This window comes from Leclercia sp. UBA7405 (assembly GCF_037152215.1).
GTDB classification, from domain to species: Bacteria; Pseudomonadota; Gammaproteobacteria; order Enterobacterales; family Enterobacteriaceae; genus Enterobacter; species Enterobacter pneumoniae.
On record NZ_JBBCMR010000026.1, the window covers coordinates 1 to 241 of the forward strand.

1 tRNA gene is annotated in these 241 nt (G+C 45.6%); it reads right to left on the reverse strand.

Features of this window, described 5'->3' with window-relative positions:
• Window positions 1–132: 132 nt before the first annotated feature.
• Window positions 133–208, reverse strand: a tRNA-Ala gene (locus WFN75_RS22555).
• Between the last annotated feature and the right edge of the window lie 33 nt (window positions 209–241).

The window sequence follows — 241 nt, forward strand, 5'->3', positions numbered from 1 at the left end:
TGAGAGACTCGAACACACATTAACTGTGTGTCGTTTCAATTTTCAGCTTGATCCAGATTTTTAAAGAGCAAAACTTCGCAGCGCACCTTTTCAGGTACACTCTGAAGTTTTTTTGTTGTCGCAGTAAAAAGATGGTGGAGCTATGCGGGATCGAACCGCAGACCTCCTGCGTGCAAGGCAGGCGCTCTCCCAGCTGAGCTATAACCCCATCGTAATACTTATCTCTGTTACCCTAATTCGT